The sequence below is a fragment of the Antarctobacter sp. genome, from assembly GCF_034670325.1.
Taxonomy (GTDB): Bacteria; Pseudomonadota; Alphaproteobacteria; order Rhodobacterales; family Rhodobacteraceae; genus Antarctobacter.
The window spans coordinates 94930-110829 of sequence record NZ_JAXMNR010000005.1; the positions used below are offsets into that span (position 1 = coordinate 94930).

General features: G+C 63.2%; 16 protein-coding genes. 10 read left to right on the plus strand and 6 right to left on the minus strand.

The genetic code is table 11. The features are described 5' to 3' along the window. Nucleotides 1–59 precede the first annotated feature (59 nt). Nucleotides 60–464, minus strand: a complete 405-nt coding sequence (locus VOI21_RS13605) for a hypothetical protein (protein ID WP_323770468.1) — start codon at nt 462–464, stop codon at nt 60–62. A gap of 182 nt (nt 465–646) precedes the next feature. Here VOI21_RS13605 and VOI21_RS13610 point away from each other — a divergent pair, with 182 nt between their 5' ends. The 9 genes from VOI21_RS13610 to VOI21_RS13650 all read left to right on the plus strand — a co-directional run bounded on the left by VOI21_RS13610 (nt 647) and on the right by VOI21_RS13650 (nt 9771). After that, nucleotides 647–1492 (plus strand): hypothetical protein, encoded by an 846-nt coding sequence (locus VOI21_RS13610; RefSeq protein WP_323770469.1) that lies wholly within the window; start codon nt 647–649, stop codon nt 1490–1492. A gap of 147 nt (nt 1493–1639) precedes the next feature. Next, nucleotides 1640–2686 (plus strand): rod shape-determining protein, encoded by a 1047-nt coding sequence (locus VOI21_RS13615; RefSeq protein ID WP_089277421.1) that lies wholly within the window; start codon nt 1640–1642, stop codon nt 2684–2686. Nucleotides 2687–2798: 112 nt separating this feature from the next. Continuing rightward, nucleotides 2799–3731, plus strand: coding sequence for a rod shape-determining protein MreC (gene mreC, locus VOI21_RS13620; RefSeq protein WP_323770470.1), 933 nt, complete (start codon nt 2799–2801; stop codon nt 3729–3731). Further along, nucleotides 3724–4263 carry a rod shape-determining protein MreD gene (locus tag VOI21_RS13625; RefSeq protein WP_323770471.1) on the plus strand — a complete coding sequence of 180 codons (540 nt, stop codon included), beginning with the start codon at nt 3724–3726 and terminating at the stop codon, nt 4261–4263. Before mreC ends, VOI21_RS13625 begins: the two co-directional genes overlap by 8 nt. Continuing rightward, nucleotides 4260–6203: a penicillin-binding protein 2 gene (gene mrdA / locus VOI21_RS13630; protein WP_323770472.1), complete on the plus strand. Its 1944-nt coding sequence runs from the start codon at nt 4260–4262 to the stop codon at nt 6201–6203. The genes VOI21_RS13625 and mrdA overlap by 4 nt, the downstream gene beginning before the upstream one ends. Continuing rightward, entirely contained in the window at nt 6200–7345 is a 1146-nt protein-coding gene (rodA, locus tag VOI21_RS13635) for a rod shape-determining protein RodA (protein WP_323770473.1), read from the plus strand. Before mrdA ends, rodA begins: the two co-directional genes overlap by 4 nt. A gap of 63 nt (nt 7346–7408) precedes the next feature. Continuing rightward, entirely contained in the window at nt 7409–8341 is a 933-nt protein-coding gene (locus tag VOI21_RS13640; RefSeq protein WP_323770474.1) for a glyoxylate/hydroxypyruvate reductase A, read from the plus strand. Nucleotides 8342–8440: 99 nt separating this feature from the next. Further along, nucleotides 8441–9130: a ribulose-phosphate 3-epimerase gene (rpe, locus tag VOI21_RS13645; protein ID WP_323770475.1), complete on the plus strand. Its 690-nt coding sequence runs from the start codon at nt 8441–8443 to the stop codon at nt 9128–9130. Beyond that, the gene (locus VOI21_RS13650) at nt 9127–9771 is read left to right on the plus strand and encodes an HAD-IA family hydrolase (RefSeq protein WP_323770476.1); all 645 of its coding nucleotides are present in this window, start codon (nt 9127–9129) and stop codon (nt 9769–9771) included. The genes rpe and VOI21_RS13650 overlap by 4 nt, the downstream gene beginning before the upstream one ends. Nucleotides 9772–9916: 145 nt before the next feature. Here the strand turns inward: VOI21_RS13650 and VOI21_RS13655 are convergent, their stop codons facing one another. The 5 genes from VOI21_RS13655 to VOI21_RS13675 all read right to left on the minus strand — a co-directional run bounded on the left by VOI21_RS13655 (nt 9917) and on the right by VOI21_RS13675 (nt 14770). Further along, on the minus strand, nt 9917–10312 hold the full coding sequence (locus VOI21_RS13655) for a PaaI family thioesterase (RefSeq protein WP_323770477.1): 396 nt from the start codon (nt 10310–10312) through the stop codon (nt 9917–9919). Further along, nucleotides 10305–11327, minus strand: a complete 1023-nt coding sequence (locus VOI21_RS13660; protein ID WP_323770478.1) for a phosphotransferase family protein — start codon at nt 11325–11327, stop codon at nt 10305–10307. Before VOI21_RS13660 ends, VOI21_RS13655 begins: the two co-directional genes overlap by 8 nt. 50 nt (nt 11328–11377) lie before the next feature. Further along, on the minus strand, nt 11378–12613 hold the full coding sequence (locus VOI21_RS13665; RefSeq protein ID WP_323770479.1) for an acyl-CoA dehydrogenase family protein: 1236 nt from the start codon (nt 12611–12613) through the stop codon (nt 11378–11380). 95 nt (nt 12614–12708) lie between these two features. Beyond that, nucleotides 12709–13146, minus strand: coding sequence for a MaoC family dehydratase (locus VOI21_RS13670; protein WP_323770480.1), 438 nt, complete (start codon nt 13144–13146; stop codon nt 12709–12711). Further along, on the minus strand, nt 13136–14770 hold the full coding sequence (locus tag VOI21_RS13675) for a long-chain fatty acid--CoA ligase (protein ID WP_323770481.1): 1635 nt from the start codon (nt 14768–14770) through the stop codon (nt 13136–13138). Before VOI21_RS13675 ends, VOI21_RS13670 begins: the two co-directional genes overlap by 11 nt. Nucleotides 14771–14868: 98 nt before the next feature. On the opposite strand from VOI21_RS13675, the gene VOI21_RS13680 reads away from it, so the two are divergent. Then, a complete protein-coding gene (locus tag VOI21_RS13680) occupies nt 14869–15891 on the plus strand; it encodes an NADP-dependent oxidoreductase (protein ID WP_323770482.1) in 1023 nt (340 codons plus the stop codon). The last annotated feature ends 9 nt before the right edge of the window (nt 15892–15900 follow it).

A 15900-nucleotide genomic window follows, 5' to 3' on the forward strand; every position in this document is an offset into this window, starting at 1 on the left:
GGGGCGAACCGCCTTTGCGCGGCGATCCGGGGCCCATTAACGGGGGCCGTTTGGTGCGCTCAGCAGTCGTAGAGATAAGTAAAGACCAGCGTGTCGGTCTTCCACTGGCCGGTTGGCTGGCAGTTCTGAAAGACCTGACGGTTTCCGCTCACCTGAACACGCAACTGGTTGGGCGCAACCGGCCCTTCGACATGGTATTCGCTCGGGCTGCCGGGGCAGGCGCTGGAGAAAACCCGCGCGGTTCCCGAGTACCAATTGCCGTTCTTGACTCCGTTGAACAACAACGTGCCGGGGCGCACACCCGCGGGCCATTGCCAGCTGTGCGGCGTGGTCTCATAGCTGAGCCAGCGGTTGTTGCCCTGCGCCTGCAAACGCATGACCGAACCGTTGTGGTCCCAACAGGAATCGGCAACCGCCTGGCTGGCAATCAGGCTGGCAAGGATCATTGTTAAAAATCGTTTCATGGGGGTTCCTTTCGCTTTTTGTCGAAAAAACTGACCTTACCTTCCGCCTGTATTCGGTGACCTGTCAAACGTTTTTGAATGGCTCATCAGGTCGACGGTTCCTCGAATTTGTCGCCTCTCCGCCAAAGTCCTGCCGCTAACCAGCGTCAGGACTGCAGGCATAGGTTGTACAGGAGTTTTTCATGTCTTTCGCAAAGACCATCGGTGTATTCGCACTGGCCGGGCTTGCCGGTTTGGGTATCTTTTCCATCGACTATGCCACCCAATGGTCCCGGTCGGACGCAGACTTTGGCGGGCCGCAGTACGTTCAGACCCTGATGACGCGTTTCGGCGCTCAGGGCGGCATCGTTGGGCTGGTCCTGCGCAAGTCTTCTGTTGTGGCGGCCGCGTTGCCTCCGGCACCGGCTGGTTGGAATGCGGAATCTTGGTCCGCGGACCACGAAGGCTTTCTTTACAGCCGCGAACAATCCCTTGCCTATGATCGTGAAATCCTGCGGGCAACGCGGCATCTGCCCCGCCCTGTCGGACTGACCCAGACCGATGAGGCGCTCTGGGAGGCGTTTCTGGCCGATACGTCAATGGTCTACATCAATGATCAGGGCGTGATCGGACTGGATGTCGATGACCCGGCCCGCCGGATCGTGCATCCTTACTGGACCCCCTTCATAAAGGCGATGGAGCGCCACTTTAACCTTGTCGACCAGCGCAGCGAACACGCAACCTATCAGGGAGTCCGCTGGGTCGAGGTGCGCGGCCCCATCGAGATGGCCGACAACGGACTCCGGCCGCATCGTCTGCGCGTCTTCAAGGCAAGGCTCGGCGAAATTGACGTGATGGTGACCGCCCGCGCGCCGGTCCACCATATCGAACGCTTCTTTCAAACCGTCGATCTGAGCGGCATTCGCAGCCTCGCAGAGGCACCGGAAGGCGAAATGCCCCGCTCTCTTCCCGCCAAGATGGCGCTGGCTCCGACAGAGACGGTGCCGGTGACGCCGACGCAGATCCGGGTAAATCGCGGTCTCGATTGACTTTGTTCTGTTGCAGGGGCGGCATGTGGCAATTCCCCGCTGATTTGCCGCCCCGCCCCCCTTCCGCATCAACCGCCTCAGGCCTATAAGAGCGCTGGCCCGGACTGGAAGAGTCGCGGGCCAATGAGGCAATGGGGCAATAACAAAATGTTTGGCATGGATAAACTCCTTGGCCTGTTCTCTTCGGACATGGCCATCGACCTTGGGACTGCGAACACGCTGGTCTACGTCAAGGGAAAAGGAATTGTTCTGTCCGAGCCCTCCGTCGTTGCCTACCACATCAAGGACGGCGTCAAGAAAGTCCTCGCCGTCGGTGAAGACGCCAAACTGATGCTGGGACGCACACCGGGCAGCATCGAGGCAATCCGCCCGATGCGCGAGGGCGTGATCGCGGATTTCGACACCGCCGAGGCGATGATCAAGGAATTCATCCGCAAGGTGCACCGCCGGTCCACGTTCTCAAAGCCCAAGATCATCGTCTGCGTGCCGCATGGTGCCACCCCGGTTGAAAAACGCGCCATCCGCCAATCGGTCCTGTCCGCAGGCGCGCGCAAGGCGGGCCTGATCGCCGAACCCATCGCCGCGGCCATCGGTGCGGGCATGCCGATCACCGACCCGACCGGCAACATGGTTGTGGACATCGGCGGCGGCACAACCGAGGTTGCGGTGCTGTCGCTGGGCGACATCGTCTATGCGCGCTCCGTCCGCGTCGGTGGTGACCGTATGGACGAGGCAATCATCAACTACCTGCGTCGTCAGCAAAACCTGCTGGTCGGTGAATCCACCGCCGAGCGGATCAAGACCTCGATCGGCACCGCGCGGATGCCCGACGACGGGCGCGGGTCGTCCATGCAGATTCGCGGTCGCGACCTGCTGAACGGCGTGCCCAAGGAAACCGAGATCAGCCAGGCCCAGGTGGCCGAGGCCCTGTCCGAGCCGGTGCAGGCGATCTGCGAGGCGGTGATGACCGCGCTTGAGGCGACCCCACCGGATCTGGCCGCCGACATCGTCGACCGTGGCGTGATGCTGACCGGCGGCGGCGCGCTGCTGGGCGATCTGGATCTGGCACTGCGCGAACAGACCGGACTGGCCGTGTCCATCGCCGACGAGTCGCTAAACTGCGTCGCACTGGGCACCGGCAAGGCACTGGAATACGAAAAACAACTGCGCCACGCGATCGATTACGATAGCTGAGAACTGCCGGAAGGTGAGGCGATTTTTCGGCGAAAAATCGTTTCTCGCCATCACCCGCTGTATCTGAACCAAGGCATCCTGTAATATCCGCCAAACCCGATGCGAGGGACCCTTGGCCAGCGACCGCAATGCACAGGACGATTTCACCGGCCCGCTCAGGCGGTTGCTTCTGGTCGTGCTGGCGCTCTCGCTGACCGGCGTTTTCCTGCTTTGGCGGATCGACAGCCCGCGCGTCGAACGATTTCGCGCACAGGTCGTGGATGCGGTGGTGCCGCGTATGGACTGGGCGATGGCGCCGGTCACCGCCTCTGTCCGGTTGGTCCGCGACTTTCAGAGCTATCAGCGCCTCTACGAACAAAACGAAGAACTGCGCCGCGAGCTGCGCAAGATGACCGCCTGGAAAGAGGCAGCTTTGCAGCTGGAACAGGAAAACGCCCGTCTGCGCGATCTCAACAACGTCCGGCTGGATCCGCGTCTGACCTTTATCACTGCTGTAGTTCTGGCGGACAGCGGCTCTCCGTTTCGGCAATCGGTGCTGATCAACGTGGGCTCACGCGATGGGATCGTCGACGGCTGGGCCACGATGGACGGCATCGGCCTTGTCGGGCGCGTGTCCGGTGTGGGCGCAAACACCAGCCGCGTGATCCTGCTGACCGACGCCACCAGCCGCATTCCGGCGGAAATCCAGCCATCTGGCCAGCGCGCGCTGATCGCCGGCGACAACACCTCTGCCCCGCCCATCGACTTTCTGGAAAACCCCGATCTGGTCCGCCCCGGCGACCGGATCGTGACCACCGGCGACGGTGAGGTCTTTCCGCCCGGCCTGTTGATCGGGCAAGTCGCCGAAGATCCGGGCGGTCGCCTGCGCGTCCGGCTGGCAGCCGATTACGAACGGTTGGAGTTCCTGCGCGTTCTGCGCGATCACGGCACCCGCCGGGTAGAGTCGCCCTCTTCCCTGATCCTGCCAGAGAACCTGCCCGATGCGGGTGGTCCGCCGGTGACTACTGCCCCTGACGCGGCCCCGGAGGGCGCGGGGGATGGCTGACAACAGCCCCGCACGGCTCTGGACCATGCGGGCGACCTACTTCGGTCTCGCGCTTGTGATCTTTTTCTTTCACCTGCTGCCGTTGCAGATCATGCCCTCGCGCATCGCCGGACCAGATGTGCTGACCGCCCTCACCTTTGCCTGGGCGCTGCGCCGTCCCGACTATGTGCCCATGCTGTCGGTGGCCGGGGTGATGCTGCTGGCGGATTTCCTGTTCCACAGGCCGCCCGGGCTCTGGGCGCTGCTGGTGCTGCTCGCCTCCGAATGGCTCAAGGTGCGCGGACGGCAGGTGCGCGAAAACACCTTTGCGGCGGAATGGATCACCGCCGCCACCGGCCTGTTTGTCATCACCGTGATCTACCGCGTCGTTTTGGCGGTCTTGATCGTGACGCCGGGAATGCTTTCTCTATGGGTGATGCAATATGGTATGACAGTTGCGATCTACCCGCTGATCGCCGCGATCAGCTATCTGGCTCTGGGTGTGCGCCGCAGCGCGCCCGGAGAATATGACCACACGGGACGCCCGCTATGAGACGTACGCCACGCGAAACCCAGGAAAGCGCCCGCCGGGTCACCCGGCGCGGGCTGATCCTTGGCGGCGGTCAGCTGGTTTTTGCCGGTGTTCTGGCGCTGCGGATGCGACACATGCAGGTGGATCAGGCCGATGAATTCCGCCTGCTCGCCGAAGAGAACCGCATCAACATCCGGCTCATACCGCCCGGTCGTGGCCGTATCTTTGACCGCGAAGGGCGGGTCATTGCCGAAAACGAACAGACCTACCGCATCACCCTGACGCGCGAGGACGCAGGCGACGTGGCCACGGTCATCCGCCGTCTGGGCCAACTGGTCGAACTGGACGAAGACGACCTCAACCGGGCCTTGGCAGAGATGGAGCGCACGCCGCCCTTCTTTCCCGTCACCGTGGCCGACCGCGTCACGTGGGAGGACATCAGCCGCGTCGCCGTCAACGCCCCCGCCCTGCCCGGCGTGACGACAGAGGTCGGCCTCAGCCGCTTTTATCCCAGCCGCGATCTCTATGCCCACGTGGCGGGCTATGTCGGTCCGGTCTCGGAGCGTGATCTGGGCCGTTACGAGGACCCGCCGCCGGTCCTGCGCATCCCGCGCTTTCAGATCGGCAAGGTCGGGGTCGAGGCAAAGTATGAGGAAAAGCTGCGCGGCAGCGCTGGCGCGAAACGGGTCGAGGTCAACGCCGTGGGCCGGGTCATGCGCGAGCTTGACCGGCGCGAAGGCGTGGCCGGGGCCGATCTGCAACTGACCGTCGACACCGCCTTGCAGGACTACGTACAGGCACGGCTGGGACCGGACAGCGCCTCTGTTGTCGTGATGGATCTGGAACATGGCGACCTGCTGGCCATCGCCTCGTCGCCGTCTTACGACCCCAACAAGTTTGTGCGCGGCATTTCCGTCAAGGATTACGGTGAGTTGCGCGACAACGATCACCGCCCTCTGGCCTCCAAGACGGTGCAGGACGCCTATCCGCCCGGCTCCACCTTCAAGATGGTTACGGCACTTGCAGCAATGGACGCGGGCCTGATGACACCAGACGACACGGTCTGGTGCCCCGGCCACCTAGAGGTCGGCGGACGCAAGTTCCACTGCTGGAAGCGCGTCGGCCACGGCCACATGACCCTTGAACAGAGCCTGCGCGAAAGCTGTGACGTCTACTATTATGAACTGGCGCTCAAGGTCGGGATCGAACGCATTGCCGCCATGGCGCGCAAGCTGGGCATGGGCGAAGCGCATGACATTCCCATGTCGGCGGTGACCAGCGGGCTGGTCCCTGACAAGGCGTGGAAACTGCGCGAACGCGGGGCCGATTGGGTGATCGGCGATTCCGTCAACGCCGCCATCGGTCAGGGTTTTGTGCTGACCTCTCCCTTGCAGCTTGCCGTCATGTCGGCCCGCATTGCCACCGGGCGCGCGATCACGCCGCGCCTTGTCAAAAGCGTGGACGGAATCGAAACCCCACGCCGCGCCGCACCGGACCTTGGCCTGAACCCCAACCACCTGCTGCAGGTGCGCCGCGCCATGTATGCCGTGTCGAACCATCGCCACGGCACCGCCTATCGTTCGCGGATCGTGGCCGAAGGGCTGCGCATGGCGGGCAAGACCGGCACCAGTCAGGTCCGCAACATCACCGCCGCAGAGCGCGCGCGGGGCGTGACCTCGAACGACGATCTGCCTTGGGATCGCCGCGACCACGCGCTGTTCGTCAACTTCGCGCCGTACGACAATCCGCGCATCGCGGTGTCGGTGGTGGTCGAACACGGCGGCGGCGGCAGCACCGCCGCTGCCCCCATCGCCCGCGATATCACGCTACAGGCGCTCTATGGTGAGGATCCGCCACTGGAGGCCTACCCGACCGCCGACCGCCGCCGCGTCAAGGCGCAGCAGGAACGGCTCGCGCGGGAGCGCGCCCTGCGCCGCACCGGCGGGAGCGACAGCGCGTGACCTATCTTGAATACAACGTAAAGACGGTCCCGACCGGCTGGCGCAAGATCCTGTATCTGAACTGGCCGCTAGTGGTGCTGCTGGGTGCGGTGGCGGGTGTCGGTTTTCTGATGCTGTATTCGGTTGCTGGCGGCTCTTTCAGCCCATGGGCCGAACCGCAGATCAAACGGTTCGGTCTGGGACTGGCGCTGATGTTTATCGTGGCCATGGTGCCGATCTACTTCTGGCGCAACATGGCTCTGGTGGCCTATATCGGGTCGCTGGGCCTGCTGATCATGGTCGAATTGTTCGGGGCCGTCGGCATGGGGGCGCAGCGCTGGATCGACCTGGGATTCATGCGGTTGCAACCCTCCGAGGTCATGAAGATCGCAATGGTCATGTTGCTGGCCGCGTATTACGATCGCCTGCCCCTCAGCCGGACCTCGCGCCCCTTGTGGGTGCTGATCCCGATCCTGATCATCCTGCTGCCCACAGGTCTGGTGCTGACCCAGCCCGACCTTGGCACGGCGATCCTGCTAATGACCGCGGGCGCGCTGATGATGTTCCTCGCAGGCGTGCACTGGCTCTATTTCGCGACCGTTCTGGGCGCGGCGGGCGGGGGCATCTGGGCGGTGTTCCAGTCGCGCGGCACAGACTGGCAGATGCTGGAGGATTACCAGTTCCGCCGCATCGACACCTTCCTTGATCCCTCGTCAGACCCGCTGGGCGCGGGCTATCACATCACGCAGGCCAAGATCGCCATGGGATCCGGCGGCTGGACCGGGCGCGGCTTTATGCAAGGCACACAAAGCCGCCTGAACTTCTTGCCGGAAAAGCACACGGATTTCATCTTTAACACCCTCGCCGAAGAATTTGGCTTTATCGGGGGGGTGTCGCTGCTGGCGCTCTATGTGCTGATCCTGCTGTTCTGCATCGTCGCGGCGGTCCAGAATCGGGACCGTTTTTCTTCGCTGCTGATCCTTGGCGTCGGACTGACCTTTTTCCTGTTCTTTGCGGTCAACATGTCGATGGTCATGGGGCTTGCGCCTGTGGTCGGTGTGCCGCTGCCGATGGTCAGTTATGGCGGTTCCGCGATGCTGGTGCTGATGCTGGCCTTTGGCATGGTGCAAAGCGCACATATCCATCGGCCAAGACAGGCCTGACGGCTTTCCCTTCCCCGGCAACCTCGTCTAAGCAGGCGGCAACACAGTCAGGGAGTCCGCCACATGCCCAACATCCTTTTTGCCGCCCGCTCTGAAAGCTGGGAAGACTATGAGGCCCCCCTCAGCGCCGCGCTCGACGCCACCGGCCTGTCCTATGCGCTGGGCACCGCATTTGCGTCCGAAGAGGTCGACTATATCGTCTACGCGCCCAACTCGGACGTGCAGGATTTCACCCCCTACACCCGGCTCAAGGCCGTGATGAACCTCTGGGCCGGGGTCGAAGGGGTCGTGGGCAATGACACACTGAAGGCCCCGCTGACCCGCATGGTCGATGAGGCCGGGCTGACGCAGGGGATGGTGGAATGGGTCACTGGCCACACGCTGCGCCATCATTTGGGGATGGATGCGCATATCGTGAACCCGGACCGGACTTGGGACGCGACCCCGCCGCCCCTGTCGGCGGACCGCCCTGTCACCATCCTTGGCCTCGGCGCGCTGGGGCAGGCCTGCGCCCGCGCCCTGATCGCATTGGGATTTCCCGTCAGCGGATGGAGCAGGTCACCCAAGACCCTGCCCGGCATCACCACTTTTGCCGGGGAGGACGGGCTGCGCGCGGCGCTGACCGATGCCCAGATTGTCATTCTGCTGCTGCCCGACACACCGGCCACAACCAATGTGATCCATGCCGAAACGCTGGCCCTGATGGCCCCCGGAGCCATGATCCTGAACCCCGGACGCGGCCCGCTGATCGATGACGACGCGCTGCTGGCGGCGCTGGACAGCGAACAGATCGGCCATGCCACGCTGGATGTCTTCCGCACCGAACCACTGCCCGACGATCACGCGTTCTGGACCCACCCAAAGGTCACCGTGACCCCGCACATAGCCTCCACCACCCGGCCAGAGACGGCGGCGCGAGTCATTGCCGACAATATCCGCCGCAATGAGACCGGCGCGCCACTGTTGCATGTGGTGGACCGGGCCGCCGGATACTGACTCCCCTGTACCGGGCTTGACCCGGAACCTCGCAGCCGCCACAAGCCAGAGGCCCCGGATCAGGTCCGGGGCGCGTGACCACGAACCCGAGGATGCCCCATGCCCTTTGACCGCTCCGTGAAAATCGCCCCCTCGATCCTGTCCGCCGATTTCGCCGACTTCGGGCGCGAAATTCAGGCGATCGAGGCGCAGGGCGCCGACTGGATCCACGTCGACGTGATGGATGGGCACTTTGTGCCAAACCTCACCTTTGGCCCGCCCGCCGTCAAAGCGTTCCGCAAACACGTAAAGACGGTCATGGACGTGCACCTGATGATTGCGCCGGTTGATCCCTACATCGATGCCTACGCCGATGCGGGCACCGACATCCTGACCGCCCATGTCGAGGCCGGACCGCACACTCATCGCACCCTGCAAGCGATCCGCGCCGCCGGGATGAAGGCGGGCGTGGCGCTGAACCCCGGCACACCGGCGCAGGCCGTCGAACACCTGCTGGACCTCGCCGATCTTGTCTGTGTGATGACCGTGAACCCCGGCTTCGGCGGGCAGAAATTCATCGACATGACCGACAAGATCCGCACCCTGCGCGCCATGATCGGCGACCGCCCCGTGCATATCGAGATCGACGGCGGCGTGACCCCCGAAACAGCACCTTTGGTGGTGAACGCAGGCGCTGACGTGCTGGTCGCGGGCTCTGCCGTGTTCAAGGGCGGCTCGGTCGAGACCCCCGGACCCTACGGCGACAACATCCGCGCCATCCGCATGGCCGCCACCACGCTATCCGCATGAGCCTCACCATCGCCTTTGACCTCGACGGCACCCTGATCGACAGCGTCGGGCATATCCACTACGGCGTCTCACGGGCGCTGGAAGAGATGAACCTGCCGCCCGTCAGCCAAGAAGACACCCAAGGCTTTGTCGGACGCGGCCTGCCGATCCTGCTGGAACAGGTGCTGGACCATATCGGCGCGCCGCAGTCACATCACGCCGAATTGTCTCGCCGCACCATGGCGCATTATGTCGGCACGCCCTCTGATCCGGCCTCGGTCTATCCCGGTGCGCGCGACGCGCTGACCGCTCTCAAGGCGCAGGGGTTTCGCCTGACGCTCTGCACCAACAAACCGATAGAGGCCACCCGCGCGGCCCTGCGCGACACCGGGTTGGACGGGTTCTTTGACATCGTGATCGGCGGCGACAGCCTGCCCACGCGCAAGCCCGACCCCGAGATGCTGTTCGCCGCGCTCGACGGAGCGGCACAGGCGCTCTATGTCGGCGACAGCGAAACCGACGCAGAAACCGCGCGGCGGGGCAAGGTTCCGTTCCTGCTCTACACCGAAGGCTACCGCAAGACCCCGGTCGAGGCGCTGCCCCATACCGCCCGGTTTTCGGATTTCGCGGACCTGCCGGGACTGGTGCAGCGGCATCGCTGAGGCCCCCCCGGCGCACGCCCCGTTAACCTGCCAGTTCAGCGCATCCCTGTGCATGGATTGTGCATCGGTTGTGCATATGTTGTGACTCGGAAAAATGCTTGTATTTCGGGTGATTAACCATGATTCGCACAAGGCGGACCTGACCTCACCCCCGATACTTGAAAACACCCGTTCCCTTGGCGATCAGCTCACCTGTCTCATCGGTAATCTGCGCCTCGGCGAAAAAGCTGCTTTTGCCACCGCCGGTTTTCCATCCCTCGCCCTTCAACACCACGCCTTTCGGGCGCGACAGGTATTGCACGTTCAGGGTCAAGGTCAGGCACATCTGCCGCCGATCGGGATCACCGGTCCAGCACCCTGCATAGCCCATGACCGTGTCAAGCAAAGAGGCGTGAACGCCGCCATGCGGATTGCCATGCCGGTTCATCAAAAAGGTCTCCAGCGGCACATCAAAGGCGGCATATCCTGCACGCCACTCGGTCATCTGCATCCCGATGTGAGCGGCAAAAGCATAGGGATCTTCGCGGAACGCCTCATCCATATCGGTGCCGGGCCTCCAGTCCCAATTGCGCAAACCGGGGCACATAAGCACCCAGTTTCAATGCCTTTTCCGGGTTCGCCGCGTTGCCGTCAAGGGCGCGTTTCTTGACCCCCTGAAGGATCGCGGCCATCCGGAAAAAGGCAAAGGCGACGTAAAAGCCCAATCCCTCGATCCCGTCGATGCCCCGCCGCGCGCAATAGGCGGCGACAAAATCCTCATCCGAAGGCAGCCCCAGCGCCGCGCGATCCACACCGGCCAGCCCGCGCCCCTCAGCCCCCGGCGGCAGCTGCCACTGCATCAACACGCCAGCAAGGTCGGCATAGGGGTGCCCCAGAGTCGACAGTTCCCAATCCAGCACCGCCACGCAGTCCGACCGGTCAACAGCAAACAGCATGTTGTCGATCCGGTAGTCGCCATGCACCAGCGTGCGCTGCCCGTCGTCTTCGGGCAACGCCCCTGCCAGCCATGATATGAGCGTTTCCATGTCGCGCAGGTTTTCTGTCTCGGACGCCCGGTATTGCTTGGTCCAACGCCCCAACTGGCGGGTGTGGTAATTCCCCGGCGCGCCGTAGTCGTCCAATCCCGCGGCCGACAGATCAACATCATGGATCGCCGCCAGAACCCGGTTCATCTCATCCATGATCGCCGCCCGCCCGTCGACGGTCTCACCGGGCAGAGAGGGGTCAACCAGATTGCGACCGTCGATGTGCTCCATGACGTAGAACATCGACCCCAGAACGCTGTCGTCCTCGCACAGCGCATACATGCGCGGCACTGGCACCGACGTCCCGGCCAGCGCCCGTTGCACACGAAATTCCCTGTCCACCGCATGAGCAGACTTCAATAACACGCCCGGCGGCTTGCGCCGCAGCACGTAACTGCCCGAGGGGCTGCTTAGCCGGTAGGTCGGGTTGGACTGGCCGACATCGAATTTCTCAGCGCTGACAGGGGGTTGAAACCCGTCCACAGCGGTTTCCATCCACGCCGCCACACGTGTCAGCTCATCCCTGTCCATGCCGCCTCCGGTGCCTTGTCTCCGAACATGCCGCCCTTGAAATGGCAGAGTCAGATCTTCTCATTGGCGTATTTGCGCAGTTCCGCCCGCGCCACCTGTCGCCGGTGGACCGCATCGGGACCATCGGCGAACCGCAACGTGCGGATATGTGTCCACATGGTCGCAAGGTCATAGTCCTGACTGATCCCGCCTGCGCCGTGCAACTGAATCGCCTCGTCGACGACTCTTCCAGCCATCAGGGGGGCGACCACCTTGATCTTGGAAATCCAAGGCTGCGCCGCACGCACGCCCGCCGTATCCATCATCCAAGCGGCCTTGAGGCACAGCAGGCGCGCCATCTCGATATCCATCCGCGCGTTGGCGATAATGTCATAGTTCGCGCCAAGGTCGGCGATCCGCTTGCCAAAGGCCTCACGCGACAGCCCGCGCATGCACATCATCTCCAGCGCTTTTTCAGCTTGTCCGATGGCGCGCATACAGTGGTGTATCCGGCCCGGCCCCAGCCGCCCCTGCGCCACCTCGAACCCGCGTGCCTCACCCAGCACGACATGCGTCGCGGGGATGCGCACATCGGTGAACCGCAGATGCATATGCCCATGTGGCGCGTCATCCTGCCCAAAGACCTGCATCGGGCGCAAAACCTCGATCCCCGGTGTGTCCGGGTCCATCACGAACATCGTGTGTCGGGAATGTTTCGCCGCATCCGGGTCGGTGCAGGCCATCACGATGTACAGACCACAGCGCGGGTCACCGGCCCCGCTGATCCACCATTTCTCGCCGTTCAGGACATAGTCGTCGCCATCCCGTTTCGCCTCGAACACCAGTTGTGCGGCGTCGGAAGAGGCGACATCAGGTTCGGTCATCACATAAGAAGAACGGATCTCACCTGCCAGCAAACGCGTCAGCCAACGCTCTTTCATCCAGTCGGCACCGTAACGTTCCAATACCTCCATGTTGCCGGTATCCGGCGCGCTGCAATTGAACACCTCAGCCGCGATGCCAACTTTGCCCATCTCCTCGGCGAGATAGGCATATTCCACCGTGCTCAACCCATAGCCACGGTCCGATCCGGTCAGCCAGAAGTTCCACAACCCCCTTGCCTTGGCGGTGGCTTTCAGCCCGTCAAGGATCTCCAACTGTCGTGGCACATGCTTGAACCTGTCACCGGTCGGATGCGTCCCCACCAGCGCGTGAAACTCCGCATCCAGCGGCGCGATCTCTTCCTCGATCATCCGGCGCACCTGCACCACCAGCGGCTTCACCCGCTCCGTCATTCCAAGATCCATGATCCCTCCTCGATGGTCTCAAGCCGCCCGCGCGGTTTTCGGCGCGCGCGGGTGGGCGGGTGGGGCGACGCGCCGAAAACCGCGCGGGCGGCGCCCTATCCCAAGTACATACGTGTGATCCAGTTCGCCACGAGGGCCGGCCGCGCCGCGCCCTCTATCTCGACCTCCACGTCCCAATGCACATCCAGCCAGCCATCGCCTTCGTCGACACTGGCCACGGTAAACCTCCCCCGCACCCTGTGCCCGACCCGAACGGGTGAGACAAAGCGGATGCGGTCAAAGCCATAGTTCACACTGGACAGGATGCCGGGGACTCCTTCCATCACCTGATAGGACATCATCGACAGCATCGACAACGTCAGAAAGCCATGCGCCACGGTCCCGCCCAAGGCGGTTTTCGAGGCCCGTTCCTCATCAAGATGGATGAACTGCCAGTCTTCGGTGGCATCGGCAAATGCCTTGACCCGCGCCGCATCCAGCGTCACCCAGGCGCTTTCGCGCGGGGCAAGGTCACGCAGGTCATCAGCCAGCATCGGGCAACACGTAACCGGCAAACCGCTGCCGCAACGTCAGCTTGGACACCTTGCCGGTGGCGGTCAGCGGCAGGTCTTCGACAAACTCCATCGCATCGGGCAACTGCCATTTCGCCATGTGCTCCTGCAGCATCTCGTGAATCTCCTCCAGCGTGGGCGGATCGCCTGCATCGCGCGGCACAACCACCAGCAAAGGCCGCTCATCCCATTTCGGATGCGGCACCGCAATCACCGCGCAGTTGGCGACCTTGGGATGGGCAATCGCGATATTCTCCAGATCCAGCGAACTGATCCACTCGCCGCCCGACTTGATCAGGTCCTTTGCGCGGTCCTGTATGTACAGGAACCCCTGAGGGTCGATGCTGGCCACATCGCCAGTCCCGAACCAACCTTCGGTATCAAAGGCCGCCTGTGTTGCGTCCTCATTGTTGAAATAGCCCGAAATCACCGTGTTTCCGCGGACATAAAGCTCACCCACCGCCTTGCCGTCCTGCGGCAACGCGCGACCGTTGTCGTCGGAAATCTTCAACTCGACCCCGAACACCCGACGCCCCTGCTTGGCCTTGGTGGCCATGCGCTGTTCGAAAGGCAGACCCAGCATGGATTTTGACAATTGCCCGTGCGTTCCAACCGGACTCATCTCTGTCATGCCCCATGCATGGCAGACATCCACGCCACGCTTCTCGAAAAACTCGATCATTGGTCGCGGTGCCGCCGATCCGCCGATCACCAATTGATCAAGCGCCGAGGGCATGGCGTTGCGCGCCTCGATCTCGGCCCTGAGTCCCAGCCAGACTGTCGGCACGCCCCAAGCGGCTGTCACGCCCTCATTCTCCATCAGGTCAAAGACCGACGCCCCGTCCAGCTTACCGCCGGGCATGATCAATGACGCGCCGGCCAGCGGTGCCGCATAGGGCAGCCCCCAGGAGTTGACATGGAACATCGGCACCACGGGCAGGATATGCGATCCCTCGTGCAATGACCGAGGCACCGAGATCGACAGAAACAGCGCGTGCAGCACCGTCGAGCGATGCGAATAGAGCGCACCCTTGGGATGCCCGGTGGTGCCGGATGTATAACACAGGCCCGCCGCCGCATCCTCGGACACCAGCGGCCAGTCAAAGGTCTGCGACTGACCTGCCAGCATATCCTCATAGCAATGCCAGTCCAGCGTGCTGTCCGGCATGTGCGCCCGATCGGTAAGCGCCACCAGTTTCAACCCCTTAGGCAGATGCTCTGCCAGCGCCTCGATAATCGGCACAAAGGTGAGGTCGACACACAGCACCTCATCCCCCGCGTGTTCGATAATGTACAACATCTGTTCCGCAGACAGGCGGGGGTTGATCGTGTGACAGACCGCTCCCATGCCAGAGACAGCATAATAAAGCTCAAAGTGCCGGTAGCCATTCCACGCCAGAGTTGCGACCCGGTCGCCCTGCTTAACACCCAGACCCGCAAGCGCATGCGCCAGTTGAGCGGCCCGGGCATAAGCCTGGGCATAGGTTTCGCGGTGAATATCGCCTTCGGTGCGCACCGAGACGATCTCTGCCCCCGGGTGCGCCTGTGCCGCGTAATCGAGAATCTCGATGATCCTCAGCGGCATGTGCATCATCGTACCTTGCATCCAGCCCTCCCTTGCCGTCAGCGAACGTCCCGCTAGACTGTGCGAGAGCGCGCCCCGCGTGCAACCGTTTTTCCCAAATAGTGACGCAAGGAAGTTCTATGTCCAGCCAGATGCAGCGCATTGCCCTCGCCCGGCGGCCTTCGGGCCACCCGGTTTCCGAGGATTTCGCCCTCAAGGCCGATCCGATGCCCGCACCCGCCGATGGCGAGGTCTTGATCGAAGTCACCCAGCTTTCGCTTGATCCCTATATGCGTGGCCGAATGGATGACGTCAAAAGCTATGCACCTTCGGTCCAGATCGACGGCACCATGACCGGTCAGGGAGTCGGCCGGGTCATCGAGGCGCGCGGTGGTGACTTCACGCCCGGCGACATGGTCACCGGCATGACCGGTTGGGCCAGCCACGCGGTGCTGCCCGTGAGCGAAGTGCGGCGGTTGGACGCCGCCCTGCCCCCTTCCACTGCCCTTGGCGTGCTGGGGATGCCGGGCTTTACCGCGTGGACAGGCCTGCGCGAATACGGTCGCCCCAAGGCGGGCGAAACACTTGTGGTCGCGGCGGCCACCGGGCCGGTGGGGTCGCTGGTGGGACAACTGGCCAAGGCGGCTGGCCTGCGGACCGTTGCCATCGCGGGCGGAGCCGAGAAATGCCGCCTTGCGATAGAGACCTTCGGCTTTGACGCCGCCATCGACCACCGCGCCTTTGACGACGCCTCTGCCCTGCGCAAGGCAATCGCCGCCGAGGCTCCTGACGGCATTGATATCTATTGGGAAAACGTCGGCGGAAAGGTTCTGGAAGCGGTGCTGCCGCTGATGAACACGCATGGCCGCATCCCGATCTGCGGAGCCATTTCGTGGTACGGCGGAACCGAGGATTGCGCCGACCGCCTGCCCGGTGTCTGGCGGTCGATCCTTGTCAAACGGCTGTCGGTCAATGGCTTTATCATCTTCGATCACTGGGCGAATTTCCCGGCTTTCCTTCAGGAAGTCTCGCCCAAGGTCGCGGCGGGCGAGCTGGTCTTTTTGGAAGATGTCGCCGAAGGATTGGAAAACGCACCCGGTGCATTCATGGCGATGCTGAAAGGCGGCAACACCGGCAAGCAGATCGTCAAAGTCGCGGATTGATCGCGCCGC